This is a genomic window from Dactylosporangium sucinum (assembly GCF_014647515.1).
Taxonomy (GTDB): domain Bacteria; phylum Actinomycetota; class Actinomycetes; order Mycobacteriales; family Micromonosporaceae; genus Dactylosporangium; species Dactylosporangium sucinum.
Map to the genome: position 1 here is coordinate 235,313 of NZ_BMPI01000007.1, position 22,584 is coordinate 257,896.

At 72.9% G+C, this 22,584-nt stretch carries 24 protein-coding genes and 1 tRNA gene; 10 read left to right on the plus strand and 15 right to left on the minus strand.

Annotated elements, in window-relative coordinates; all coding sequences use genetic code 11:
- Nucleotides 1-28: 28 nt before the first annotated feature.
- Nucleotides 29-1,264 carry an MFS transporter gene (locus IEZ31_RS09665; protein ID WP_190249413.1) on the plus strand — a complete coding sequence of 412 codons (1,236 nt, stop codon included), beginning with the start codon at nucleotides 29-31 and terminating at the stop codon, nucleotides 1,262-1,264.
- 11 nt (nucleotides 1,265-1,275) lie between these two features.
- The gene (locus IEZ31_RS09670; protein WP_190249414.1) at nucleotides 1,276-1,479 is read left to right on the plus strand and encodes a hypothetical protein; all 204 of its coding nucleotides are present in this window, start codon (nucleotides 1,276-1,278) and stop codon (nucleotides 1,477-1,479) included.
- Here IEZ31_RS09670 and IEZ31_RS09675 read toward each other — a convergent pair.
- The gene (locus tag IEZ31_RS09675) at nucleotides 1,470-1,964 is read right to left on the minus strand and encodes a YajQ family cyclic di-GMP-binding protein (RefSeq protein ID WP_190249415.1); all 495 of its coding nucleotides are present in this window, start codon (nucleotides 1,962-1,964) and stop codon (nucleotides 1,470-1,472) included. The genes IEZ31_RS09670 and IEZ31_RS09675 overlap by 10 nt on opposite strands.
- Nucleotides 1,965-2,065: 101 nt before the next feature.
- On the opposite strand from IEZ31_RS09675, the gene IEZ31_RS09680 reads away from it, so the two are divergent.
- Nucleotides 2,066-2,146 (plus strand) — tRNA-Tyr (locus tag IEZ31_RS09680).
- 414 nt (nucleotides 2,147-2,560) lie between these two features.
- Here the strand turns inward: IEZ31_RS09680 and IEZ31_RS09685 are convergent.
- Both IEZ31_RS09685 and IEZ31_RS09690 read right to left on the minus strand, forming a co-directional pair.
- A complete protein-coding gene (locus tag IEZ31_RS09685; protein WP_190249416.1) occupies nucleotides 2,561-2,977 on the minus strand; it encodes a transcriptional regulator in 417 nt (138 codons plus the stop codon).
- Nucleotides 2,974-3,669 carry a hypothetical protein gene (locus tag IEZ31_RS09690; protein ID WP_190249417.1) on the minus strand — a complete coding sequence of 232 codons (696 nt, stop codon included), beginning with the start codon at nucleotides 3,667-3,669 and terminating at the stop codon, nucleotides 2,974-2,976. Before IEZ31_RS09690 ends, IEZ31_RS09685 begins: the two co-directional genes overlap by 4 nt.
- A gap of 105 nt (nucleotides 3,670-3,774) precedes the next feature.
- On the opposite strand from IEZ31_RS09690, the gene IEZ31_RS09695 reads away from it, so the two are divergent.
- On the plus strand, nucleotides 3,775-4,191 hold the full coding sequence (locus IEZ31_RS09695; RefSeq protein ID WP_190249418.1) for a hypothetical protein: 417 nt from the start codon (nucleotides 3,775-3,777) through the stop codon (nucleotides 4,189-4,191).
- Here IEZ31_RS09695 and nuoH read toward each other — a convergent pair.
- The 5 genes from nuoH to IEZ31_RS09720 all read right to left on the minus strand — a co-directional run bounded on the left by nuoH (nucleotide 4,175) and on the right by IEZ31_RS09720 (nucleotide 9,185).
- Nucleotides 4,175-5,140, minus strand: coding sequence for an NADH-quinone oxidoreductase subunit NuoH (nuoH, locus tag IEZ31_RS09700; protein ID WP_190249419.1), 966 nt, complete (start codon nucleotides 5,138-5,140; stop codon nucleotides 4,175-4,177). The two genes, IEZ31_RS09695 and nuoH, sit on opposite strands and share 17 nt — an antisense overlap.
- Nucleotides 5,140-5,715 carry an NADH-quinone oxidoreductase subunit C gene (locus IEZ31_RS09705; RefSeq protein ID WP_190249420.1) on the minus strand — a complete coding sequence of 192 codons (576 nt, stop codon included), beginning with the start codon at nucleotides 5,713-5,715 and terminating at the stop codon, nucleotides 5,140-5,142. The genes nuoH and IEZ31_RS09705 overlap by 1 nt, the downstream gene beginning before the upstream one ends.
- Before the next feature lie 38 nt (nucleotides 5,716-5,753).
- Nucleotides 5,754-6,263 carry an NADH-quinone oxidoreductase subunit B gene (locus IEZ31_RS09710; protein WP_190249421.1) on the minus strand — a complete coding sequence of 170 codons (510 nt, stop codon included), beginning with the start codon at nucleotides 6,261-6,263 and terminating at the stop codon, nucleotides 5,754-5,756.
- A 157-nt stretch (nucleotides 6,264-6,420) separates the two neighbouring features.
- Complete coding sequence (locus tag IEZ31_RS09715; RefSeq protein WP_190249422.1) at nucleotides 6,421-7,848, minus strand: pyridoxal phosphate-dependent decarboxylase family protein; 1,428 nt, start codon at nucleotides 7,846-7,848, stop codon at nucleotides 6,421-6,423.
- Nucleotides 7,845-9,185 carry an MFS transporter gene (locus IEZ31_RS09720; protein WP_190249423.1) on the minus strand — a complete coding sequence of 447 codons (1,341 nt, stop codon included), beginning with the start codon at nucleotides 9,183-9,185 and terminating at the stop codon, nucleotides 7,845-7,847. Before IEZ31_RS09720 ends, IEZ31_RS09715 begins: the two co-directional genes overlap by 4 nt.
- Here IEZ31_RS09720 and IEZ31_RS09725 point away from each other — a divergent pair.
- Nucleotides 9,184-10,614 (plus strand): gamma-glutamyltransferase, encoded by a 1,431-nt coding sequence (locus IEZ31_RS09725; RefSeq protein WP_190249424.1) that lies wholly within the window; start codon nucleotides 9,184-9,186, stop codon nucleotides 10,612-10,614. The two genes, IEZ31_RS09720 and IEZ31_RS09725, sit on opposite strands and share 2 nt — an antisense overlap.
- Before the next feature lies 1 nt (nucleotide 10,615).
- Here the strand turns inward: IEZ31_RS09725 and IEZ31_RS09730 are convergent, their stop codons facing one another.
- Complete coding sequence (locus IEZ31_RS09730; RefSeq protein ID WP_190249425.1) at nucleotides 10,616-10,918, minus strand: MGMT family protein; 303 nt, start codon at nucleotides 10,916-10,918, stop codon at nucleotides 10,616-10,618.
- Nucleotides 10,919-10,970: 52 nt separating this feature from the next.
- Between IEZ31_RS09730 and proB the strand changes: the two genes are divergently transcribed.
- The gene (gene proB / locus IEZ31_RS09735) at nucleotides 10,971-12,071 is read left to right on the plus strand and encodes a glutamate 5-kinase (RefSeq protein ID WP_190249426.1); all 1,101 of its coding nucleotides are present in this window, start codon (nucleotides 10,971-10,973) and stop codon (nucleotides 12,069-12,071) included.
- A 116-nt stretch (nucleotides 12,072-12,187) separates the two neighbouring features.
- Nucleotides 12,188-12,754, plus strand: a complete 567-nt coding sequence (locus tag IEZ31_RS09740; RefSeq protein ID WP_190249427.1) for a TetR/AcrR family transcriptional regulator — start codon at nucleotides 12,188-12,190, stop codon at nucleotides 12,752-12,754.
- Here IEZ31_RS09740 and IEZ31_RS09745 read toward each other — a convergent pair.
- The 5 genes from IEZ31_RS09745 to IEZ31_RS09765 are packed head-to-tail and all read right to left on the minus strand — an operon-like array spanning nucleotide 12,747 to nucleotide 18,596.
- On the minus strand, nucleotides 12,747-13,544 hold the full coding sequence (locus IEZ31_RS09745) for a prenyltransferase/squalene oxidase repeat-containing protein (RefSeq protein WP_190249428.1): 798 nt from the start codon (nucleotides 13,542-13,544) through the stop codon (nucleotides 12,747-12,749). The two genes, IEZ31_RS09740 and IEZ31_RS09745, sit on opposite strands and share 8 nt — an antisense overlap.
- A 42-nt stretch (nucleotides 13,545-13,586) precedes the next feature.
- Nucleotides 13,587-14,765 (minus strand): adenylyltransferase/sulfurtransferase MoeZ, encoded by a 1,179-nt coding sequence (moeZ, locus tag IEZ31_RS09750; protein ID WP_190249429.1) that lies wholly within the window; start codon nucleotides 14,763-14,765, stop codon nucleotides 13,587-13,589.
- Nucleotides 14,766-14,806: 41 nt separating this feature from the next.
- Nucleotides 14,807-15,676 carry a DUF3152 domain-containing protein gene (locus IEZ31_RS09755; RefSeq protein WP_229834553.1) on the minus strand — a complete coding sequence of 290 codons (870 nt, stop codon included), beginning with the start codon at nucleotides 15,674-15,676 and terminating at the stop codon, nucleotides 14,807-14,809.
- A gap of 6 nt (nucleotides 15,677-15,682) precedes the next feature.
- On the minus strand, nucleotides 15,683-16,711 hold the full coding sequence (locus tag IEZ31_RS09760) for an alpha/beta fold hydrolase (RefSeq protein ID WP_190249430.1): 1,029 nt from the start codon (nucleotides 16,709-16,711) through the stop codon (nucleotides 15,683-15,685).
- A 22-nt stretch (nucleotides 16,712-16,733) separates the two neighbouring features.
- Nucleotides 16,734-18,596, minus strand: a complete 1,863-nt coding sequence (locus IEZ31_RS09765; protein WP_190249431.1) for a hypothetical protein — start codon at nucleotides 18,594-18,596, stop codon at nucleotides 16,734-16,736.
- A 149-nt stretch (nucleotides 18,597-18,745) separates the two neighbouring features.
- On the opposite strand from IEZ31_RS09765, the gene IEZ31_RS09770 reads away from it, so the two are divergent.
- Nucleotides 18,746-19,384 (plus strand): TetR/AcrR family transcriptional regulator, encoded by a 639-nt coding sequence (locus IEZ31_RS09770; RefSeq protein WP_190249463.1) that lies wholly within the window; start codon nucleotides 18,746-18,748, stop codon nucleotides 19,382-19,384.
- Between the two features lie 78 nt (nucleotides 19,385-19,462).
- The gene (locus IEZ31_RS09775) at nucleotides 19,463-19,696 is read left to right on the plus strand and encodes a DUF3107 domain-containing protein (protein ID WP_190249432.1); all 234 of its coding nucleotides are present in this window, start codon (nucleotides 19,463-19,465) and stop codon (nucleotides 19,694-19,696) included.
- Nucleotides 19,697-19,755: 59 nt separating this feature from the next.
- Here IEZ31_RS09775 and IEZ31_RS09780 read toward each other — a convergent pair whose 3' ends face one another.
- Nucleotides 19,756-20,427, minus strand: a complete 672-nt coding sequence (locus IEZ31_RS09780) for a ferritin-like fold-containing protein (RefSeq protein WP_229834556.1) — start codon at nucleotides 20,425-20,427, stop codon at nucleotides 19,756-19,758.
- 237 nt (nucleotides 20,428-20,664) lie between these two features.
- On the opposite strand from IEZ31_RS09780, the gene IEZ31_RS09785 reads away from it, so the two are divergent.
- Complete coding sequence (locus IEZ31_RS09785; protein ID WP_190249433.1) at nucleotides 20,665-22,368, plus strand: DEAD/DEAH box helicase; 1,704 nt, start codon at nucleotides 20,665-20,667, stop codon at nucleotides 22,366-22,368.
- The last annotated feature ends 216 nt before the right edge of the window (nucleotides 22,369-22,584 follow it).

Below are 22,584 nucleotides of genomic sequence, written 5' to 3' on the forward strand. Positions count from 1 at the left end.
CCTTCAGTCCTTACCGAAAGGGGTCGTCGTGCTCCGGCAGTACGCCTCCGTCTGGCGGCTCCCCGGAGCGCCGGTCCTGCTCGTCGTGGGCGTCGCCGCCCGGCTCGGCATCGGGATGATCTCCCTGTCGCTGCTGCTGCTGTTGCAGCGGACGACCGGGCGGTACACCGAGGCGGCGCTCGCCTGCTCGGTGTACGCGATCGCCACCGCCGTCGCCAGCCCGGTCGTCGGCCGCCTCGCCGACCGCGCCGGCCCCGCCCCGGTGCTGCTCGTGACCGGCGTCGCCCACCCGATCACGCTGCTCCTGCTGATGTTCGCCGGCCTGCGGCACGCGCCGCTGCCGCTGATCCTGGTCGCCGCGACGCTCGCCGGGGCGACGTTCCCGCCGCTGACCGCCGCCGTGCGCGGCACCTGGAACGCGCTGACGGCCGACCAGCCGCAGGTCAGGATGACCGCCCTGGCCGCCGAGACCGCGCTCTTCGAGATCGTCTTCGTCGCCGGCCCGATGCTCGTGGCGCTCTGCGTCGCCCTCTGGCAGCCCTCGGTCGCGCTCGCCGCCGCGGCGGCGATCACGCTCGTCGGCACGCTCACGGTCGCCCGCGGCCGGGCCATCCGCTCCTGGCGCCGCCACGAGGACCACGCGCCCGCCCGGGGGCTGGGCCCGCTGCGGGTGCCCGGGTTCGCCGCCCTGCTGGTCACGGCCTTCGGTCTGGGTTTTGCATTCGGGGGTACCGGCGTGGCCGTCCCCGCCTACGCGACCGCGCACGTGTCCGCCGATCCCGAGAGCGTCGGCGGCATCCTGCTCGGCATCTGGGGCATCGGCAGCGCCGCGAGCGGCCTCTGGTTCGGTGCGCGCCACCGGGTCGGCGCGCGGCTCGGCTGGATGCTCACCGGCGTGGCGGCCAGCCTGGCCGTCCTTGCCGCCATGCCGAACGCGGTTGCCCTGGGCGCCGCCCTGATCATCGGCGGCGCGACGATCGCCCCCACACTCACGGTGCAGAACTCGCTCGTCGGCGCGATCGTGCCGCGCTCGATGCTGAACGAGGCCTACACCTGGCTGGTGACCGTCTCGGTGGCCGCCAGCGCCACCGGGGTGGCCGTCACCGGCGTGGTGGTCGACCGCGCGGGCGGCGTCATGTGGGCGTTCCTGCTGGGTGGGGCCGCGGTGGCCGCCGGCGCGGTGGTGGCGTTGCTGCCCCGCGGCTCGATTGCGCGCGCCACCGCCGTCGCCCACTCGGGCGACGACATCAAGGCCGTTGTGTAGGGTCCGGCCTCATGGCATGTGTGCCGCCCGACCCGTCTCGTGGTGATCTCGCCGCGGGCCACGACGTCGAGATCCGCCACGCTGACAGCTTCGTGCGCATCCGCGCCGTCCCGCCCGCCGGCCCGCCCGCCGGCCCGTCCACCGTCCCGTCCACCGTCCCGTCCACCGTCCCGTCCACCCGGACGGGACGGTGCTCGCCGCGGGACTACCTGTAGTTGGTGAACTGCAGGGCGATGCCGAAGTCCTCCTGCTTGAGCAGGGCGATGACCGCCTGCAGGTCGTCCTTCTTCTTGCCGGTGACGCGCAGCTGGTCACCCTGGATCTGCGCCTGAACGCCCTTCGGCCCCTCATCGCGGATCTTCTTCGAGATGGCCTTGGCCTTCTCCGACTCGATGCCCTGGATGATCTTCGCGTCGATCTTGAACGTCTTGCCCGACGCCCGCGGCTCCCCCGCGTCGAGCGACTTGAGCGAGATGTTGCGCTTGACCAGCTTCTCCTTGAAGACGTCGAGCGCCGCCTTGACCCGCTCCTCCGTGTCCGCCTGGAGCGAGACGCCCTCCTCCCCGGCCCACTTGATCTCAGCCCCGGTCCCGCGGAAGTCAAACCGCTGGGCCAGCTCCTTCTCGGCCTGGTTGAGCGCGTTGTCGACCTCCTGCCGGTCAACCTTGCTGACGATGTCGAACGAGGGTGCCGAAGCCATGGCGGATGCTCCCTGTAAACCTGGTCGTGTCGTGTTCCGGGCGTTGCGAGGGTACCCGTTTGCGTTGCCCCGGGGGCGTACCGCTATTCTTGCTTGCGCCAGGCGGGTTGCCCGAGCGGCCAATGGGAGCGGACTGTAAATCCGTCGCGAAAGCTACAGAGGTTCGAATCCTCTACCCGCCACCGGCAGGAAAAGTGCCCCTACCAGGGAAACCCGGTAGGGGCACTTTCATGTGCGTCCAGCCGTCCACGGGCGCTTGCTGACAATACGCGGACAGGAGTTCCGCGGCTGGCGGCGTCGTCGCTGGTCATCGCCCGTGTGGACTCGTCCTTGACCCACGATGCGCTTCGCGTGGACGCGTAGCAGCCCGGCGTCACTGCGCCCGGCCCGCTGTGTCGCGGACGACTCCAGAGATCGAGCGGCTCGAACCGGGCACGCCGGCGTACGTACTGTGCGCCGACCGGGCGGCGTTCGACGTCCACGAGGAACAGCCGCACGCCAAGGTCTTCCTGGCCGGGCGGGACCAGTACCTGAGCGAGCTTGGCGCCGCCCGGGAAGCCTTCACATCGGGCAGAACCGACCTTGATCATCAGGTGTCACGGGTGTGCGATGGCCTGCCGGGCGGATGGGTGGCGCTGTCGGCCGGCGGTTGTCGCTACCGGCCCGTTCGTCGTCTCGACGCGGGCGATCAGCTGCTTGAGTCGCGCGATCTCCTCGGCCAGTGCGGCGTTGCCGGCCGCGGTGAGGGTGATCCAGGTCCGGCCGCGCCGGCCGGCGTAGCCCTTCTCGACCTCGACCAGCCCGGCCGTCTCCAGCACGCCCAGGTGCTGGGAGAGGTTGCCGGCGGTCAGCTCCAGCTGGGTGCGCAGGTAGCCGAACTCCACGCGGCGGGCCTCGTGCGCGAGGGTGAGGATGCCGAGTCGGACGCGCTGGTGCACCACGTCGTCGAGCCCGGTGACCGGATGCGGGGATTCGGTCTCGTCCGGCGCCGGGATGCCGGCTGGGCCGGTCATCGGGACCGCCGCAGCCGTTGCGCCAGCGCGAACCCGGCACTGCCCAGCAACAGCACACCGCCGCCGATGACCAGCATCGGCACGAACTGCCACTGGCTGTGCTCTTCCCAGCCGAAGTTTATCGGCACCAGCACCACCGCCAGATACCCGAGGGCGAACAACAGCAGCGCGACGTGCCGCTCCAACCAGGCCAGCACCAGCAGCGCCAACCCTATCGCGCCGGCCGGGGCGAGCAGCCGGAACAGGAACTGGACGAAGGCGGACGGGGGGACGAGTGCGCGCGCGTCGGCGTCGGGGAAGATCCACGCCGCCGGAATGACGGCGAACAGCACGATGAGCGCGACGCCGGTGAGCGCGTACGGCAGCACTCGCGCGCCCAGTCCCCGGGCCCGGGCCGCCCGCAGGTACCCGCCGGCGATCACCACGTACGCCAGCACCACCGCCGCCAGCCAGTAGACGTTCGCGGCCGGGAACCCGGCCTTGCACACCTGACCGTCGTCGACCGGCCGGCAGTCGCTGACGGCCTGGTGGCCGAGCAGGTAGACGGGGATCGCCCCGAAGATCACCAGGGCGAACACCAGCAGCGGCAACCATGTCACCCGCTGGGCAAGACGGACCCGGCGCGCGAGGTCGTGCACCTCGGCCAGCAGCCGACGTGGATCGCCGCCGGCAGGAACCGCATCGGAAGTCATACCAATAGGTTTCCATGACAAACCGATTAGCGCTAGCAGCAATGCTGGCAGGCTCGGCGGATCAGTTCCGCCAGGCGCCGGCGGGTAGCGGCATAATCCGTTGGCGTGGGGTGGCGGAAGAACGTCGTGGTTGGTGTGAGCGTCGTGGCCGGGGTGGGTCTCGTGTGCGGTGGGGCGGTGCTCGCCGTGCAGTGGAACGGCGAGCGCCAGGAACGGCGGAGTGACCAGGTCGCCCGGGAGTACTTCGAGGCCCTGCGGCGGGACGACGCCGCCGCCGCGCGTGGGCTCATGTGTGCTGACGCGGATCTCCGGCGGGCGCGGTTCGAGTCCGTGGACGCGTTCACGGTCGAGTCCGTCGGGGACTGGGGCAGCCCCATGGACGGCAGCGGGCGCCGCTACTTCGTGCGGGTGGTGCTGGCAAACGGGGACACCACCACGTCGTGGCTCACCACCGAGTACCGGGAAGGGCTGGAGGCTTGCGTCGACTGGGAGGACCGGAAGGCCCCTACAGGGCGATCTTGACGCCCGCCGTCAGGATCAGTTGAGCCAGGGCCACCGGGACCAGGACCAGCCAGCAGAGGCGCTGCAGCTGGTCCTCGCGCAGCCGTGGGTACGACACCCGCAGCCAGATCACCACGAACGACACCGCGAAGACCTTGATCAGGGTCCACAGCCAGCCCAGCTCGGCGTCCAGGCCGAAGGGGCCCTTCCAGCCGCCCAGGAACAGGACCGTGGTCAGGGCCGCGATCACCACGATGCCCACGTACTCGGCGAGCAGGAAGAAGGCGAACCGCAGGCCCGTGTACTCGGTCATGTAGCCGAAGACCAGCTCCGAGTCGGCGATCGGCATGTCGAACGGGGGGCGGCGGATCTCGGCCAGGCCCGCGATGAAGAAGACGATGAGTGCGGGCAGCTGCCAGAGCAGCCACCACGGGCGCCAGGCCTCGACGATGCCCTGCAGGGACAGCGTGCCGGCCGCCATCGCCACCGACAGCGCGGCCAGGATGAACGGGAGCTCGTAGCCCAGCAGCTGGGCCGCGGCGCGCAGGCCGCCCAGCAGCGCGTACTTGTTGGCCGAGGACCAGGCGGCCATCAGCACCGCGACCACGCCGATGCCGACCACTGCCAGGACGAAGAAGAGGCCGATGTCCAGCGGCTGGGCGACCAGGCCGTGCGGGCCGAGCGGGATCACCAGGAGGACGGCGAGGTAGGGCAGGAGGGAGACGACGGGAGCGAGCCGGAAGACCTGGCGGTCGGCCGCTCGCGGGGTGATGTCCTCCTTCTGCACGAACTTCACGCCGTCGGCGATGAGCTGGGCCCAGCCGTGGAAGGCGCCGGCATACATCGGGCCCAGCCGGCCCTGCATGTGGGCCATCACCTTGTGCTCGGCCTGGCCGACGATCAGCGGCAGCGTCAGGAACGCCACCACCACCAGCAGGACCCGCAGCGCGACCTCGAGCCAGACGGGCATCAGCTGCGCCCTCCCGGCCACTCGTTCGGGTCGGGAACGCCCGGCGGGCGCATCGGGGCGCGCTTGCTCACCGCGTGCTCGCTCTCGCCCGGCTCCTTGGCGCCCGGCCACGGCTTCGCGACGCGGGAGGCGAGCACGAACTCCTTGCGCAGCGGGTGGCCCTCGAACTCGGGCGGCAGGAGCAGCGGCTGCAGCGCCGGATGGCCGGTGAAGTCGATGTCGAACATCTCGTGCGTCTCGCGCTCGTGCCACGCCGCGCCCGGATAGATGCCGACAACCGACGAAATCACGGGCGCGTCACGCGGCAGCGCCGCGCGGAGCAGCACGCCGTGGCGGGCCGCACACGACCACAGGTGCGCCACGACGGTGAAGCCGGCAGGCAGCTCGTCGACCGCCGACAGCCAGTCGAAGAAGTCACAGCCCAGCGAGTCACGCGCCGCCCGCACGGCGTCGGCCCACTGCGCGGCGTTCACGTCGACGGTGGCGCGGGTGAAGCGGCCGCCGGCGGACTCGCCGACGGTCACGCCCTCGCCCAGCACATCGGCGAGGCGGGCGCCGATCTCCTCGGGCGTCATGCCGCCGATCCTACGGCCGCGCCGGAACCGCGGACAGCCTACGGCCGCACCGGAGGCGCGTTCAGGGCGCGCACGTCCGGGCGCGGCACCCCGCCGAGGCCCGACTGCTCGCCGGCGATCTTCTCCTGGAGCCGCATGATGCCGTGCAGGAGCGCCTCGGGCCGCGGCGGGCAGCCGGGGACGTAGACGTCGACCGGGATGAGCTGGTCGACGCCCTTGGTCACCGAGTAGGAGTCCCAGTAGGGGCCGCCGCAGTTCGAGCAGGCGCCGAAGCTGATCACGTACTTCGGATCCGGCATCTGGTCGTAGAGGCGCTTGACGGCCGGCGCCATCTTGTCGGTCACGGTGCCCGACACGACCATGAGGTCGGCCTGGCGGGGACCGTGGGCGAACGGGATCACGCCGAGCCGCATGAAGTCGTGCCGCCCCATGGACGTGGCGATGAACTCGATGGCACAGCAGGCCAGCCCGAAGTTGAACACCCACAGGGAATAGCGCCGACCCCAGTTGAGCACGAACTTGATCGGCTCACCCAGCACGCTCGACATGACCTTCAGCCTACCCCCGGACGCCGCTGTCGGATTTCTGCCACAACGCCGGACGGGTCCAGCGCGTGTTGTCGATATCCAGCCCGGTAATTCGTCGGACTGGTACATCGGGGGATCGGGGGGCCGGGCCGACAGCCCGGTCCCCCGATGCGGTTCGTCACCAGGACGGGCGCTGCAACAGGCTGAGGAACGACACGAGCAGCCGCTCCCGGACGGCCGGCGGGGCCGCGTCGAGCAGCGTGTTCACCACGGCCATCCGGTCCGGCAGGCCACCGTCCGGCGAGAACCCGAGGAACCCGGCCAGCTCGGCCGCCGAGGCCGACCCCACCAGCTCCAGCACCCCGGGAGGCAGGTCGACCGGGCCGAACGCACGCGCCGCCGCCACCGCCGAGGCCAGGTCCGACGCGAACTCCGCCACCCGCGGGGCGACCGCGGCGGTCACCGTGAGGTGCACCGACGCCGGCATCGAGCCGTGCCGGAACTGCGGCTGCGTGTGCCAGCCCCGCGCCGCCAGCTCGTCGGCGAGCACGAAGAGGTTCACGTCCGTGGCGGCGGACATGAACGCGACCACCGTCGACTCCACGGGCACCAGCGAAAGGCCCGGGACCGCGGAGACCGCCGCCGCCAGGCCGCGCGTCGCCGAGAGGGTGGTCGCGGCCAGCGCCAGGTATCCGGCGTCGCCGATGTGCCGCAGCACGGCCCACGCGGCCGCGATCGGCCCGCCGGACCGGGTCGACGAGATGACCGGGTTGACCATGGTGTACCCCGGCCAGTCCGCGTAGCCGAAGTACTGCGGCGCCCGCAGCTCCTCGTCCCGGTGCAGCAGGACCGAGACGCCCTTCGGCACGTAGGCGTACTTGTGGAGATCGACCGACATGCTCGTCACGCCGGGCACCGCGAAGTCGAACGGCGGGATCGGTTCGCCGAGGCGGCGCAGGTACGGCAGCGTCCAGCCGCCGAAGCAGGCGTCGACGTGGCAGCGCACCCCGGCCGCGGCAGCGGCGGCGGCGATCGGCTCGACGGGATCGATGAGGCCGTGCGCGTACGACGGCGCGGAGCAGGCCACGAGCACCGTCTCGGGGCGGATCGCGGCTGCCACCGCCGCGGGATCGACCCGCAGCGTGGACGGATCCACCGGTACCGTGTCCAGCTCCACGCGAAGGTAGGACGCGGCCTTCGCCAGGGCGGCGTGCGCGGTCACCGGCATGACCAGGCGCGGATGAGCGACATCCGGACGCGCGTCGCGGGCGGCCTTGACCGCGAGGATCAGCGACTCGGTGCCGCCGCCGGTGACGCTGCCGACCGTGGACGGCGGGCCGGACAGCACCCGCGCCGCGGCCGCCACCAGGTCGTTCTCCATCGCCAGCAGCGACGGAAACGCGGTCGGGTCGAGGCCGTTGACGTGCGCGGACGTGGCGTGCGCGGCGGCGGCCAGCTCGTCGAGGCCGGCAGGTCCTGCTGAGCCCGGGTCGTAGACGTAGGCGAAGAGCCGCCCGCCGTGCGTCGGCAGGTCGCGCTCGCGCAGCTTCGCCAGCTCCTGCAGCACCTCGTCGGCCGGCACCCCGTGCTCAGGCAACGCTGTCATGCCTTTACCTCCTCGCTGACCTCAACGAGCCGCCGCTCGTCCAGGTCGTAACCTCGCAATGCGACCAGCGCGACCGCCACGACGACGGCCGGCACGACCGTGAAGCCGAGCAGCACGCCGAGCTTGGCGGTGTCGGTCTGCAGGGCGGCCTCGCCGGTCTCGCTGGAGACGTAGCCGAACGCGGCGAGCAGCACGGCGAAGACCCCCGGCCCGAGCGCCAGCCCGAGCGTCTCGCCGGCCGTCCACAGGCCGGTGAAGACGCCGGCCTGGCGGCGGCCGGTCCGCTCGGCGTCGTACGCGATGCAGTCCGGCAGCATGGCCAGGCCGAAGACCTGCTGGCCGGCGTAGCCCCCGCCGACCAGGCCGGTGATCACGTACACGGCGACGGCGGGCAGGAACGGCGCCAGCACGAGCAGCCCGGCGGCGACGGCGAACAGGACGGAGGCGAGCACGTAGGCGCGCAGCTTGCCGACCCGCCGGCCGACCCGCGTCCAGACCGGCATCACCAGCAGGGCCGGGCCGACGAAGCAGGCGAAGAGGACGGTCGAGCCGGTGTCGGGCGACTCCAGGACCTGGGTCGCGAAGTAGCTGACGCCGGCCAGCATGGTGCCGATGCCGGCCGCCTGCACCACGAAGCAGACCAGCAGCAGCCGGAACGGGCGGTTGCCGCGGACGACCCGCAGCTGCGCGCCGAACGAGGGCTCGCTCGGCATGACCCTGCCGGTGGGTGCGCTCGCGGTGCCGAGGAAGGATCCGACGGTACCGACGAGGATCAGCACACCGACGAAGACGCCCATCGCTCGATGGCCCGGGATCCCGTCACCGAACTGCTTGGTGACCATGGGCGACAGGGCGCCGGACGCCAGGATCGCCAGCGCGAGGAAGGCCACCCGCCAGGTCATCAGGCGGGTCCGCTCGGCGTAGTCGTCGGTCATCTCGGCCGGCATCGCGACGTAGGGCACCTGGTAGAAGGCGAACGCGGTGGCCGCGGCCAGGAAGACCAGCGCGACGTAGGCGCCCGAGCGCACCGGCGCGGCGAAGATCAACGCGAACAGGACCGCGAGCGCGAGGCCACCGAAGAGCAGAAACGGTCGCCGGGCACCCATCGACGTGCGGGTACGATCGGAAATCCGCCCGGCAACCGGGTTGATCAGCACATCCCAAGCCTTCGGCGCGAGCACCAGCAGCCCGGCGATCCCGGCGGCCACGCCCAGGGTGTCGGTCAGGTAGGGCAGCAGCAACAGTCCCGGCACGGTGCCGAAGGCCCCGGTGACGAGGGAGCCGAGTGCGTACCCCGCGCGCACGCGGCCGGGCAGTGATCCCGACGGGTGACTCATGGTCCACGGATGCTACCGCGAGATTTCCTCACAAAAAACGGTCGTTGCGGGCGTCGCTGCCGGCCATCCGGCCACCGCCGAGATCGGCCTGCGGGTGCTGGAGGCCGGCGGCTCGGCCGCGGACGCCGCCGTCGCCGCCACGCTGGCCGGCTGCGTCGCCGAGAGCGTGCTGACCGGCCTGGCCGGCGGCGGGTTCGCCACCTACTACGAGGCGGCCACCGGCACCACGACCTGCCTCGACTTCTTCTGCGCGGTGCCCGGCCTCGACGCCGGGCGGGCGGCCGCGCCCATGGTGCCGATCTCGATCGCGTTCGGCGGGGTGCCGCAGCGGTACGAGATCGGCGCGTCGAGCGTCGGCGTCCCGGGCGTGCCGGCCGGGGTGGCCGCGCTGCACCGCCGCTGGGGCCGGCTGCCCTGGCAGCGGGTGGTGGCCCCGGCCGCGTCGCTGGCCCGCAGCGGCACCCTGCTGCCGCACCCGCACGCATCGACGCTCGCCTCGATCGCGCCGGCGATGCTGCCGGGGTTCGGGGCCGAGGTGTACGCGCCGGGCGGCAAGCTGCTGGAAGGCGGCGAACTGCTGCACCACCCGGGGCTGGACGTCGCGCTCGGCATCCTCGCCGAGGAGGGGCCGGCCGCCTTCTACACCGGCTCCGTCGGCCGGCTCATGGTCGACGAGGTGCGGGCCGGCGGCGGCGTGCTCACCCTTCGCGACCTCGCCGCATACCGGGTGCTGTCGGTGCCGGTCGTCACCGCGCCCCTGGCCGGGGCCACCGTGCTGGCCCGCGCCGACCTCAACGACTTCGTGGCCACCGTCGCGGCGCTGCCGGCGGACTTCGCCGCCCTGCCGCGCGTTTCGCGGATCGTCGCCCTCGCCGACGCGCTGCGCGCGGACGGCACCCAGCGGGTCGGCGACACGACGAACATCTCGGTCGTCGACCCGGACGGCAACGCGTGCGTGGTCACGCTGACGCTGGGGATCGGCTCCGGCGTCTGGTTGCCGGGCCTCGGGGTACACCTGAACTCCATGCTCGGCGAGGGCGACCTCGTGCTCCCTGGCATCGGGCCCGGCGAGCGGATGGCGTCGTGCATGTGCCCGGCCGTGGTGACGTCGCCGGCCGGCCTGGTGATGGGCATCGGGTCGGCCGGCGCCACGCGAATCCGCACCGCGCTCCTGCAGACCCTGGTCAACGTCCTGGTGGACGGTGACGACATGCACACGGCGATCCGGCGTCCGCGGTTGCACGTGGTTTCCCAGGTGGTACACCTGGAGGCCGGCTTTCCTCCCGACGCGCTGGACGCGCTCGCCGCGGCCGGATACGCGGTGCGGCAGTGGGATCGGCTCGACCACTACTTCGGCGGGGTCAGCGCGGTCGGCCTGGCGGGCGCGGCCGGCGACCCGCGCCGGGGCGGGATCGGGCGGCTGCTCTGAGTCAGTCTTCGTCCTCCGGCCACCACGCGGCCCGGCGCATGTCGACCTTGTCCCCGCGCAGCGGGGTCTTCTCCCGGCGGTGCCGCCTGAGGGCCTCCTGCTCGTGGCCCGGCACGAGGCGGCCGTTGGCCGCGACGACCCGGTGCCAGGGGACGCCGCCGCCGTAGTGCGACATCACCGCGCCCACCTGCCTGGGGCCGCCCTGGCCCAGGTACTCGGCGATCGCGCCGTAGGACATCACCCGGCCCGGCGGGATGCGCTCCACCACCGTGAGCACCAGTTCGGCAAACTCCTCGTCGGCCACGATATGGGAACCTACCGTCTGTTCTCCGGGATCACCCGGCAAGATGGTCGGCGTGCGGGAACAGGTCACCGGGGCTCGGCGGATCGTCGTCAAGGTCGGGTCGTCGTCGCTGACCACCGCGACCGGCGGCCTGGACGCCGCCCGCGTCGACGCCCTGGTCGACGCGCTGGCCGCGACGCAGGCCGAGGTCGTGCTGGTCTCCTCGGGCGCCATCGCCGCCGGGCTGGCGCCGCTCGGCCTGTCCCGCCGGCCGCGCGACCTCGCGACCCAGCAGGCGGCGGCGAGCGTCGGCCAGGGCCTGCTCATGCGGGCGTATAACGACGCGTTCGCCCGTCACCGCCGGGTCGTCGGCCAGGTCCTGCTCACGGTGGACGACGTGACCCGCCGAGCGCACTACCGCAATGCGTACCGCACGCTGCGCCGCCTGCTGGACCTGCACGCCGTCCCCGTCGTCAACGAGAACGACACGGTCGCGACGGAGGAGATCCGCTTCGGCGACAACGACCGGCTGGCCGCGCTCGTCGCGGCCCTGGTGCACGCCGACCTGCTGGTGCTGCTGTCCGACGTCACCGGCCTGTACACCGGCGACCCCGCCCTGCCCACCTCGCGCCCCATCGCCGACGTGCGCTCGCTCGAGGAGCTGTCCGGCATCGACATCCGTCGCCCCGGCAAGGCCGGCGTGGGCACCGGCGGCATGGTGACCAAGGTGGAGGCGGCCCGGATCGCGACCACCAGCGGCATCCCGGTGGTGCTGGCCTCCGCCCCGCAGGCGGCCCAGGTCCTGGCCGGCGAGGAGGTCGGCACCCTGTTCCACCGGTTGCGCGAGCGCCCGCAGGCCCGGCTGTTCTGGCTGGCCCACGCCACCGCCCCGCGCGGCCGCCTGCACCTGGACGCGGGCGCCGTGCAGGCCGTGGTCGGCCGCAAGGCGTCCCTGCTCCCGGCGGGCATCACGGCCGTGGACGGCCGCTTCGCGGCCGGCGACCCCGTCGACCTGGTCGACCTGGCGGGCGTGCCGGTGGCGCGGGGCCTGGTCAACTACGACGCGACGGAGCTGCCACCGCTGCTGGGCCGCTCGACGGGCGAACTGGCGGCCGCGCTGGGCCCGGCCTATGAACGCGAGGTCGTCCACCGCGACGACCTCGTGCTGCTGTAGCGGCCGCCCCGGCCTTGATCGACGGCGGGTGCCGGCTGCCTGGCGACCGGAGACCGCAGTCGATCATGAGGCCGCAGCGTGTGGACCGGGCGGTCCAGCGCGGTAGGGTTGCCGGCGTGGTGGGGGGTCTCACGAAGAAGGGGGCGGCCACCCGGGAGCGGATCGTCGCCGGGGCCGCGAGCCTGCTGCGCGAGCGGGGCGTCGACGAGGTCTCGCTCGACGACATCCGCGGCGCCACCGCCACCAGCAAGAGCCAGCTCTTCCACTACTTCCCCGACGGGCGGGCCCAGCTGTTGCTCGCCGTCGCGCAGTACGAGGCACAAGAGGTACTGCTGGATCAACAACCGCAGCTCGATGCGCTCGGCCCGCCGGGGTCATGGGCGGCCTGGCGGGACGTGGTCGTCGACAGGTATGAGCGGCAGGGCACGCGCTGCCCCATGAGCGCGCTCACCCGCCGGCTGGCGCCCAGTCATCCCGAGGTCGGCCCCGTCGTGGCGATCCTGCTCACGACGTGGCAGCAGAAGATCGAGGACGGGCTGCGGCGAGCCGGCGTCGGCGAACCCCGCACGAAGGCGATGATCATCCTGGCCGCGCTGCAGGGCGGGGTGGCGCTACTGCTCGCCACCGGGGACTCCACGGCGCTGCGGGTCGCGCTCGACCAGGCGCTCGACGGGCTTATCTGAGGGCGCGGATCGCCGTCAGCGTTGTGTGGACGTTGAACTGGTCGCCGTCGTCGCTCTCCCAGCCGCCGTCGCTGCGCTGGGTCTCCGAGAGGCGGCGGCGGGCGGCGGTCAGCAGCCAGTCCTCTGTGGACATGCCGATGCGGCGCAGGGCGGAGAACAGGGACGCGGTGTCGGCCGCGGTCATCTCCGGCACGCGGTCGGCCAGCGCCACCTGGATCTGCGCCGACTCGTAGAACCATCCCAAGTGGTACAGCAGGGCGCAGCCGAGCCAGCCGGTGACCAGGAACGACGGCCAGGAGCCGTCGGAGCGCAGGGAGGCGCGGAAGGCCTCGGCGGCGCGGGCGATGCGGGTGGCGTGCTCGCCGTCGTCCCCGTCGGGCGGGCCGCCGACGACGAGCCAGAACGCCGCGTTGGTGGTCAGGTAGAGCCGGGCCTCGTCGTCGCCGGGCTGGGCCCACGGCGGGGCGACGCCGGCGAGCTTCGCGTCCTCTTCCCACATGCCGTCGGGGCGCTGGCTGCGGCCGAGCCAGGCCAGCGCCTTGCGGGCCGCCGGGCGGCCGATCGCGCCGAGGTCGTCGAGCTCCGCGAGGCGGAAGCAGGTGGCGTCGACCGACGGCACGTCGGTGCCCCAGTAGGCGGGCCAGCCGCCGCCGGTGACCTGGCCGATCTCGGCCTTGTCCAGCACGTCGGCCGGCGGCGCCTGCCCGGTGCGCAGGTAGGCGAGGCGAGCGCGGTCCACGGCGTCGCCGTGTGCGACGACGTAGCCGATCGCGGCATCAAGGTCGACCATGGGCCGTACGGTACCGCCCGCTCGCCTGCCCCGCGTGGTGACCTAGTACACCGGTAGTGAAGGATCGACCGTTTTCACCCAGGAAACCACCCCACCCTGCACGTGGACGGCGTCCTTGAAGCCGGCCGCCTTGACCGCGGCCAATGCCTCGGCCGAGCGGACGCCGCTCTTGCAGTAGAGGACGATCTGCCTGTCCTGGGGCAGCTCGGCGAGCGCGTTGCCGTTGAGGATCTCGCCCTTCGGCACCAGGCGGGCGCCCGGCACCCGGACGATCTCCCACTCGGCGGGCTCGCGCACGTCGACGAGGTCGATCGGCTTGCCCGAGTCGAGCCAGTCCTTCAGCTCGGTCGCGGTGATCGTCGAGCCGACGGCCGCGGCCTGGGCCTCGTCGGAGACGGCGCCGCAGAAGTCGTCGTAGTCGATCAGGCCGGTGACGGTCGGGTTCTCACCGCAGATCGCGCAGTTCGGGTCCTTGCGCAGCTTGATCTTGCGGTAGCTCATCTCCAGGGCGTCGTAGACCATCAGGCGGCCCAGCAGCGTGTCGCCCACGCCGGTCAGCAGCTTGATCGCCTCGGTCACCTGGATCGCGCCGATGGAGGCGCAGAGCACGCCGAGCACGCCGCCCTCGGCGCAGGACGGGACCATGCCGGGCGGGGGCGGCTCCGGGTAGAGGCAGCGGTAGCAGGGGCCGTGCTCGGCCCAGAACACCGACGCCTGGCCGTCGAAGCGGTAGATCGAACCCCACACGTAGGGCTTGCCGAGCAGCACCGCCGCGTCGTTGACCATGTAGCGGGTGGCGAAGTTGTCCGTCCCGTCGATGATCAGGTCATACTGCCGGAAGATCTCCATGACGTTGTCGTTGGACAGCGCCTCGTTGTGCAGCACGACGTTGACGTAGGGGTTGATCTCCAGCACCGAGTCGCGCGCCGACTCCGCCTTGGGCCGGCCGATGTCCGACTGGCCGTGGATGACCTGGCGCTGCAGGTTGGACTCGTCGACGGTGTCGAACTCGACGATGCCCAGCGTGCCCACACCGGCGGCCGCGAGATAGAGCAACGCCGGCGATCCGAGGCCACCCGCGCCCACACACAGCACCTTGGCGTTCTTGAGGCGCTTCTGCCCGGTCACCCCGACGTCGGGGATGATCAGATGCCGGGAGTAGCGGCGGACCTCGTCGACGGACAGGTCGGCGGCGGGCTCGACCAGAGGAGGCAACGACATGGTTCTCATTCTGCCGCGCCCGACCGACAATTCCGCGTGAGCTACGGCACTTTGGCCCCGGCGTACCGCTGCCCGTCCAGGTACGGCCAGGAGTTCGCCACGCAGCCCTGCAGCCCGTAGGTCTGTTGCTGCATCACGGGTGCCGGTCTGCCGGGCGCCGGGCAGGCCTCATGGCCGTTGCCGAGCTCGTGGCCGACCTCGTGGTTGATCACGTACGTCTGGTAGTCCGCGACGGGCGCGCCGTACTTCGGCACCGCGGTGAGCCACCGCGCCAGGTTGATGATCACCTTGCCCGTGCTGCGGCACGAGCTGTAGCCGTCGGTGTGCAGCCCGGCCGTCGCGCACATCTTCTCCGACGTCGCCGGGGTGGCCAGGAAGACCGTGAAGTCGGCGCTGCCCTCGCCGGCGACCCGCTGCAGGCGCACCTGGCCGCCGGCCGTCCAGCCGCGCGGGTCGGCGAAGGTCTGCTCGATCACCGCGGCGAACGCGTCCGCCTCCTGGCCCGCGCCGCGCTCGACGGCCACGCGGTACTTCCTCAGCGTCCCGGCGCCGCCCGCGACCGGTCCGCCGGTGGTCGCGTAGGTGAAGGTGCCCGCACCCGCGGCGGGCCCGGCGTCCGCCGGCGGGTCGGCCGGCTGGGAGGGCGGGACGAGCATGGGCGTCGCGGCCGCGCGGGCCACGGGCGGCGGGGCGTCGTCACCGTCGTCGAGGAGGAACTGCCGGCCGAGTCCCGCGAGGGCGAGCAGGCCGGCGAACGCCATGACGCCGGCCACCAGGTAGCGGCGCTGCCGGGCCTGGCTCCGGCGGCGGTGACGAGCGGCCCGGACGACGTCGCGCGCCTCGACGGGGTCGCTGGGCAGTGGCACCGGGGTCCGGCGCCGGTCGGTGCGTGACCTCAGCTCGCTCGCCATCGATGCTCAGCTTGCCATGCGCACCTCTGCCCGCTTTGCCCGGACCCCGGTCCGCAACCGTTCTGCAACCGGCTCCCCGGCGGGCCGCGCGGCCAGCTCGTCGAGCAGGCCGAACACCGCGCGGGCGACGGTGCGGGGCACCTCCATCTGGGCCACGTGGCCGACGCCCTCCAGCATCATCAGCCGGCTGTCGGCGATGAGCTGGGCGACCTGCGGCGCGGTGCGGATGTCCACGAGGCGGTCCTGCCGGCCGGCGATGACCAGCGTCGGCGCCGTGATCCTCGCCGCCGCGCGCCAGATCGAGCCCTCACCCGGCAGGTACGCCCGCAGGAACGAGCCGACCAGGCCGCGCAGGCTGCCGACGTACGCCTCGGCGTACCACGGAACCGTGTGACGCAGGCGCGCCTCCTCGATCGCCTCCAGGCGGCGCTGTTCGGGATACCGCCCGGGATCCGCGTAGCAGGACTCGATGACCATGTCGGCCAGCAGCTCGGGCTCCATCGCGGACATCCGCGTGCGGGCGAGGCGGGCCGCGTTGGGCAGGAGCAGCAGCGGCACCAGCCGGCCCTGCAGCGAGCGGCGCGGGTCGAGGAACGGCATCGCCGGCGAGATCAGCGTCAGCGAGCGGACCAGGTCGGGCCGGACCGCGGCGGCCTTCACCGCGGCGGCGCCGCCCATCGAGTTGCCGAAGAGGTGGACCGGCCCGCGGTCGCTGACCTCGATCCAGCGCACGATGTGCTGCGCCATCGCGGTCAGCGAGTAGCTGCGGGCCCGGCCGCTGTAGCCGAAGCCGGGCAGGTCGATGGCCTGCCCGTCGAGCCGCGGGGCCAGCACGCCGGCCAGGTCGGTCCAGTTGGTCGACGAGCCGCCGAGGCCGTGGACGTACACCGCCGGCTCCGCGCCGGGCGCCGTCGCCGGAGTGTCGCGCACAAAGGCGACCCGGCCGTCGAGGTCGACGGCCCGCCCCGGCCAGTGGTCGGGGAGCTTCTCAGGTGACGAGACGGTGAACTCCGGGACAAGAGAAGCCCTCTTCATATCTCCAGTGTGCCCCAAGGGGTCACGGGAGAAGCGCCTCCAGGCGACGGTTGACCGCGGCCAGCGTGGCCCGCACGACGGCCTGCCGCGGGTCGCCGGTGACCACCGCCGAGCCCGTGAGCTGCTCGACCGAGCCGTCGTACATCAGCAGCAGCACGACGACGGCGACCTCGCAACCACCCATCGGGACGACGGCGGCGTGCTCGACGTAACACCGGCCGCGGGCCGTCCCGTCGGAGTCGACGAGGAGCTGGTCGACCGACGAGGCGGCCGCCGCGGCGGCGAGCCGCAGGATGTAGCCGTCGACGTTCGGGCCGCTCGCGACGCCGACCGCGGGCTGGCCGTCGGCGATGAGGCGGACCTCGACCATGGCGTCGACGCCCTGCGTGTTGACGTCGACCGAGTCGATCACGACCCGCGCGGACGAGATCGCGGTCGGCGGCGGGAGGACCGGCTGGGCCGGCTCGACCGGGACGACCTCGGTCCCCGAGCGGCGGACACCGCTCACCGGGCGCCGGCGGCGGGCCTCCCGCCCGTACCCCGGCAGCGCGCTGTGCGGCGCGTTGTTCCGCACCGGCGGGCGCGGCGGCGCCGGCTGCGACATCGGCGCGAACATGCCGGGCAGGTTCGGCTCGGCGGCCAGGCCCATCCGCTCGTTGAGCAGGCGGGCGACCGCCCGGCTCACCAGGCCGGGGTCGGCCTCGTCGAGCAGCTCGAGGCGCAGCGTGTGCACGCCGTCGGGATTCTTGCGCAGGGTCGCCTCGCGGACCCCGGAGACGCCCTGCACCGCGCGCAGCACGGCCGGGATGTCGAAGCCGTCGGGCCGCCCGTCGGGGCTGGGCTCGTCGTCCTCGTCCTCGCGCAGGTACGTGGCGATGCGGGCCAGGTCGGGCGCGCCCGCCTCGGACATCATGGGCTCGGTCTCCGGCACCTGCGGAACGTCGGGCTGGGACGGGACACGCTGCGGCAGCTCCGGAGGGTCGTAGGCCGGGGTGGGCAGGGCGTCGGCGAGGCTGGGCATCGACGGCTCGGCCGTCATGGGTGTGCCCGAGCCGAGCAGGTCGGGCGGGAGCGGGCCGACCAGCGGGTCGTCGGCGGGCATGCGCTGGGCCGGCAGCGGCTGGGAGGGGGCGGCGGCCCAGTCGAACTCCTCGGGCGGCGGCTGTTGTTGCTGCTGCTGCTGTTGCTGCGGCGGCGGCGGGCCCCACTGGGGCTGGAGCTGGGGCGGCTGCGGCTGCTGCTGGTACTGCTGCTGCTCCTGATACTGCTGTTCCTGGTACTGCTGTTCCTGGTAGGCCCAGTCGTCGCGGGCCTGCTGCTCGTACGCCTGCGGCTGGTAGGCCTGCTGCTGGTACGGCTGCTGCTGCTGGTACGGCTGTTGGTAGGCCTGCTGGTGCGGCTGCTGTTCGTACTGCTGCTGCTCGTACTGCTGCTGCTCGTACTGCTGCTGCTCGTACTGCTGCGGCTCGTACGGCGCCGGGGAGACCGGGCGCTGCGGCTCGGCGGGCGGCTGGGCGCCGTAGACGGTGCCGGGCGCGAGCTGCATGGCCTGCGTCGGCTCGCCGGGATGCGTGGCGGTCGGCCAACCCTGACCGTCCGGCCCGTAATGACCGTAGTGAAGGGCCGACGTGGGTGGCTGAACGGGCGGCGGCGCCGAGACGGGCGGGCTCATCGGGGCCAGCATGTCGGAGAACTGCGAGCGCACCTCGGCCCGGCCGCGCGGCCCGGCGGCACCGTTCGCACCACCGTTGACCACGGCCCGGCCGGCGATCGCCCCGGTGGCCGGCTCGCGCCAGGCCGTCACGATCGCCTCGAGGGCGTCATCGCTCGGCGTCGAACCGTTGGACCCGCTGGTGTCCGACACCCTGTGCGCCTCCGCGTACATGCGACCACCGCGAACTGCGGCCGTCTCGTTCGGGCTTCCGGCTTGCCCCGTTTCGTCCACCGCGTGCTCCTCCGTCGCCCCTAGGTGAGGCTACCGTGTGGGCGGAAAGGGGGTAAGTTGCAATCTCGACCCAAATCCGGATGGTGAACATGACCTCGGCGATGAGCGGCACGCAGGCGGCCGGGCGGCCGGTGCGGCTGCCCCGGTCGGCGCGGCGCAAGCAGTTGCTCGCCGCGGCGCAGCAGGTGTTCGTGGCACAGGGGTATCACGCGGCCGCGATGGACGACATCGCCGAGCGCGCCGGCGTCTCCAAGCCGGTCCTCTACCAACACTTCCCCGGCAAGCTCGAGCTCTACCTGGCCCTGCTCGACACGCACTGCGACGCGATGGTCTCCCGGGTCCGCTCGGCCATGGAGGCCACGACGGACAACAAGGAACGCGTGCGCGGTGCCATCCAGGCGTATTTCGACTTCATCGACCACGAGAGCGAGGCGTTCCGCCTCGTGTTCGAGTCCGACCTGCGCAACGACCCCGCCGTCCGCGAGCGCGTCGACCGGGTCGAGAACGGGTGCATCGCCGCGATCACCGACACGATCATGGCCGACACCGGGGTCAGCCGCGCCCGCGCCGAGCTCCTCGCGTCGGGCCTGGTCGGCGCCGCCGAGACGGCCGCGCGCTTCTGGCTGGCCGGCGGGCGCCAGGTCGAGAAGGCCGACGCCGAGGCGCTGCTCACCGCCCTGTCGTGGCGCGGCATCGCGAGCTTCCCCCTACACGGCGAACACGCCTGATCGCGTTAGTCTTCAACCACACTGGGTGTGCGGGCCGACGCACGGTCGCGCCGCAGCCCGATCAAGGAGGAAGTAGACGTGGAGGTCAAGATCGGCGTGCAGTACGCGCCTCGGGAGCTGGTGCTCGAGAGCAACCAGTCGCCGGCCGAGGTCGAAGCTGCGGTCACCGACGCGATCGGCGGTGGCGACAAGGGGGTGCTGAACCTGGTCGACGACAAGGGCCGCCGGGTGATCGTGCCGGTCGCCAAGATCGCATATGTGGAGATCGCCGAGTCTTCGCCGCGCCCGGTCGGGTTCTCCACCGCGCGCTGAACGCACTCGTCGATACGAAGGGGTAGGACGGCTGTCCTACCCCTTTGCCGTCTGTTGTCTCAATTGTTGAGCCCCACGGCCCCCATGCGGGCCGTGTGGGCGCTCGTCAGGCGCCTGAGCAGGGCCTGGAAGTCGGTGCCGCCGATGGCCAGCAGCGAGGCCAGCGACGGGCGCTCCCCCGCCACCCGCAGCGCCTGCGAGATGCCCTCGCCGACCAGCCGGCGGGCCCACATGGACAGCCGGTTGGCGACCTTGGGATCGGCGGCGATCGCGGCCCGCAGCTCGTCGGCGGCGAAGTCGGCGTGCCGCGAGTCGTGCAGCACGTCGAGGATGAGGTCGCGGTCGGGCGCGGCGAGGACCGCGGCGACCTCGCGGGTGAAGTCGTCGGCGATGCCGTCGCCGACGTACGCCTTGGCGAGACCCTCCAGCCAGTCGGCCGGCTCGGTCTGGGCGTGGTAGTCCGACACCGCCCGCACGTAGGGCTGCATGACGGCGTCCGGGTCGGCGCCGAGCTCGCCCAGCCGCTCCGCCAGGCGGCAGTAGTTGGTGATCTCGCGGGCCGCCATCTCGCTCAGCACCGCCCGGCGGCGCAGGTCAGGGGCGAGGCGCGCGTCGGCCGCCATGCGGTCGAACGCGACCAGCCCGCCGTAGGCGAGCATGCCCAGGAGGTCGACGACGGCCTCCGGGGAAGGCTCGGCCGCCGTCTGGACAGCCGGGGTGACATCGGACACGTCGGCACACTACCCCGCCGGATCACCCTCCGGCCTCCCCAACGTGTGGTGAGCGGATCGGCTGGCGGGCCGGTACACTGGCCGCAACGACCCTGGGCGGACCCTAGCCCAGGCACAGGCGCTTGTAGCCCGCGACCACCGTTCAGTTCCCGGTCGCGTGTGGCCCGCGCCCTATCCATTCGAGCGCACCCGGCAGTTTCAGGGGCGCTCCCGCGAGAGAGACACCCTGAGCACAACATGACGATCGACAACACCGAGGCCGCCGAGACGGTGGCCCCCCGCGCACCCGTGCGCGCAGACAGCCCGACCTTCGCCGACCTGGGCGCCCGGCCCGAGACCGTGGCCGCCCTGGAGGCCGTCGGCATCACGCGAGCATTCGCGATCCAGGAGTATGCGGTGCCGATCGCCCTGCGCGGCACCGACCTCATCGGCCAGGCGCCGACCGGCACCGGCAAGACCCTCGGCTTCGGCGTTCCGCTCCTCGACCGGGTCACCGCGCCCGGCGAGGGCGCCGACGGCCTCCCGCAGGCCCTCGTCGTGGTCCCGACCCGCGAGCTGGGCCTCCAGGTGGCCCGCGACATCGCCGCCGCCGGCAAGACCCGCGGCGTGCGGGTCCTGCCGCTGTATGGCGGGGTCGCCTACGAGCCGCAGGTCGACGCCCTGCAGAAGGGCGTGGAGATCGTGGTCGGCACGCCCGGCCGCCTCCTCGACCTGTCCAAGAGCAAGCACCTGCGCCTGCACTCGGTGCGCGCGCTGGTGCTCGACGAGGCCGACCGCATGCTCGACCTGGGCTTCCTCGACGACGTCGAGCGCATCCTGACGCTGCTGCCGGAGGACCGGCAGACGATGCTCTTCTCGGCGACGATGCCCGACCCGATCGTGACGCTGGCCCGGCGCTTCCTGCGCCAGCCGATGACGATCCACGCCCACCACGACGCGAGCACCGGCCCGTCGCCGCTGACCAAGCAGTTCGTCTACCGCACGCACCCGCTCAACAAGATCGAGATCGTGGCTCGGGTGCTGCAGGCGAACGACCGCGGCCTGACCATGATCTTCTGCCGCACCAAGCGCGCCGCCGACCGCGTCGCCGAGGACCTCGACTTCCGCGGGTTCGCCGCGGCCGCCGTCCACGGCGACCTGGGCCAGGGCGCCCGCGAGCGGGCCCTGCGGGCGTTCCGCGCCGGCAAGATCGACGTGCTGGTGGCCACGGACGTCGCCGCCCGCGGCCTCGACGTCTCGGGCGTCACCCACGTGATCAACTACGACTGCCCCGAGGACCCGGACACCTACACCCACCGCATCGGCCGCACGGGCCGCGCGGGCGCGACGGGCGTCGCCGTGACGTTCGTCGACTGGGAGGACATGCCCCGCTGGCGGATCATCGACAAGAGCCTGGGCATGGACCTGCCGGAGCCCCCGGAGACGTACCACACCTCGCCCCACCTGCTCACCGACATCGACATCCCGGAGGGCACGACGGGCTCCCTGCCGACCGCCGACCGCAAGCGCGCGGGCCTGGCGGCCGAGCAGCTCGAGGACGTCGAGGGCAAGCCGCGCGGCCGCCGGGGCCGCACCCGCGGCCGCGGCTCCTCCGCGCCGTCCACCGAGGCCGAGGCGCCGGCCGCTCCGCGCCGCCAGCGTCGCCGCCGGCGGCGGGGCGAGGTGGAGGACGGCGGGCTCGACCTGGCCGGCTCGGCCGAGACCGGCGAGACGACCGAGGCCGCCGCGGCGGAGAGCGAGCCGCGCCCGGCCCGCACCCGGCGCCGCCGGGTTGTCGAGGCCTCCGCCGAGACCACCGACGACGCCACCGTGGTCGTCACCGCGGACCCGGAGGCGGGCGCCGAGGGCGGCGGGTCGCGCTCGCGTACCCGCCGTCGCCGCCGTGGTGGCCGTGGTCGGGGCGGCGCGGCTGAGGGTTCGGCCGAGTCCACGGAGGACTGAGCACCACGAACCGTCGAGGGGCGGGCGCCGTTGGGGCGCCCGCCCTTTCGCACGCCCGGACCGCGCGCCGACCACACATCCACACCCACCCCACCGACAACCTTGAGCACGCCGGGCACGCCGGGCACGCCGGGCACGCCAGGCACGCCAGCCACCACAGGCACGCCAGCCACCACAGGCACGCCAGCCACCACAGGCACGCCAGCCACCACAGGC

What these genes read in the sequence shown, in the direction of transcription:
- IEZ31_RS09765 (WP_190249431.1), bottom strand. Translation starts at nt 18,596, where the DNA reads ATGTACGCGGAGGCGCACAGGGTGTCGGACACCAGCGGGTCCAACGGT.
- IEZ31_RS09690 (WP_190249417.1), bottom strand. Translation starts at nt 3,669, where the DNA reads ATGACTTCCGATGCGGTTCCTGCCGGCGGCGATCCACGTCGGCTGCTG.
- IEZ31_RS09670 (WP_190249414.1), top strand. Translation starts at nt 1,276, where the DNA reads ATGGCATGTGTGCCGCCCGACCCGTCTCGTGGTGATCTCGCCGCGGGC.
- IEZ31_RS09675 (WP_190249415.1), bottom strand. Translation starts at nt 1,964, where the DNA reads ATGGCTTCGGCACCCTCGTTCGACATCGTCAGCAAGGTTGACCGGCAG.
- IEZ31_RS09725 (WP_190249424.1), top strand. Translation starts at nt 9,184, where the DNA reads ATGGTCCACGGATGCTACCGCGAGATTTCCTCACAAAAAACGGTCGTT.
- IEZ31_RS09720 (WP_190249423.1), bottom strand. Translation starts at nt 9,185, where the DNA reads ATGAGTCACCCGTCGGGATCACTGCCCGGCCGCGTGCGCGCGGGGTAC.
- IEZ31_RS09760 (WP_190249430.1), bottom strand. Translation starts at nt 16,711, where the DNA reads ATGAAGAGGGCTTCTCTTGTCCCGGAGTTCACCGTCTCGTCACCTGAG.
- IEZ31_RS09755 (WP_229834553.1), bottom strand. Translation starts at nt 15,676, where the DNA reads ATGGCGAGCGAGCTGAGGTCACGCACCGACCGGCGCCGGACCCCGGTG.
- moeZ (WP_190249429.1), bottom strand. Translation starts at nt 14,765, where the DNA reads ATGTCGTTGCCTCCTCTGGTCGAGCCCGCCGCCGACCTGTCCGTCGAC.
- nuoH (WP_190249419.1), bottom strand. Translation starts at nt 5,140, where the DNA reads ATGCCCGTCTGGCTCGAGGTCGCGCTGCGGGTCCTGCTGGTGGTGGTG.
- IEZ31_RS09745 (WP_190249428.1), bottom strand. Translation starts at nt 13,544, where the DNA reads ATGGTCGACCTTGATGCCGCGATCGGCTACGTCGTCGCACACGGCGAC.
- IEZ31_RS09785 (WP_190249433.1), top strand. Translation starts at nt 20,665, where the DNA reads ATGACGATCGACAACACCGAGGCCGCCGAGACGGTGGCCCCCCGCGCA.
- IEZ31_RS09705 (WP_190249420.1), bottom strand. Translation starts at nt 5,715, where the DNA reads ATGACGCCCGAGGAGATCGGCGCCCGCCTCGCCGATGTGCTGGGCGAG.
- IEZ31_RS09685 (WP_190249416.1), bottom strand. Translation starts at nt 2,977, where the DNA reads ATGACCGGCCCAGCCGGCATCCCGGCGCCGGACGAGACCGAATCCCCG.
- IEZ31_RS09715 (WP_190249422.1), bottom strand. Translation starts at nt 7,848, where the DNA reads ATGACAGCGTTGCCTGAGCACGGGGTGCCGGCCGACGAGGTGCTGCAG.
- IEZ31_RS09770 (WP_190249463.1), top strand. Translation starts at nt 18,746, where the DNA reads ATGACCTCGGCGATGAGCGGCACGCAGGCGGCCGGGCGGCCGGTGCGG.
- IEZ31_RS09710 (WP_190249421.1), bottom strand. Translation starts at nt 6,263, where the DNA reads ATGTCGAGCGTGCTGGGTGAGCCGATCAAGTTCGTGCTCAACTGGGGT.